The organism is Ruegeria sp. CG1, assembly GCF_056537265.1.
In genome coordinates, this window is sequence record NZ_JBQFRF010000034.1 from 1 (window position 1) to 512 (window position 512).

Sequence of the window (512 nt, forward strand, 5' to 3'; positions counted from 1 at the left end):
ATCACAGAGTTATCCATCAACTCGAAAAGGAAAAACTATGGTTTCGCGTACAGACTATCTTTTGAACGAAGTCGAACACTTCGCACCCTATTCCAAATTTGATCAATCCGCCCCGCGTGAAGATCGTGTTTCTGAGCAGATTGACATCATCACGAAAGAGCAACGGAGTCTGGGGTATGACAATGCCGCCATCGGTGGGCGACTGGCTGACATCGAGGACCAGGCTAACCGCCGTGTTGACGAACACACCGCCCAAGCTGATCTGGTCGAAGAACTGAAGATCGAACTGGAAGCCGCCGAGAGGTCAGGGGAACCAGTTAATCAGGGCGACATGCAGGCTTTGGTTTCCCGTCATATGACCGACGCTCAGGAATATGACCTGTATCACCCCTACTATTCGTCGCTCGCGGATCTGAGTGGTGACAAGGATTTTCAGGGTTCGGATGACTACCAGTCGCCCGGTGATCGCTATGTTCAGTATATGCAATCCGCTCTGGGGCAGGCCGGTTTCG

The 512-nt window shown here is 52.1% G+C and carries 1 pseudogene; it reads left to right on the forward strand.

Annotated features, from left to right (window positions below):
- Positions 1-37 precede the first annotated feature (37 nt).
- Positions 38-512: pseudogene (locus ACR0AU_RS21980) on the forward strand (hypothetical protein); the annotation flags it as partial.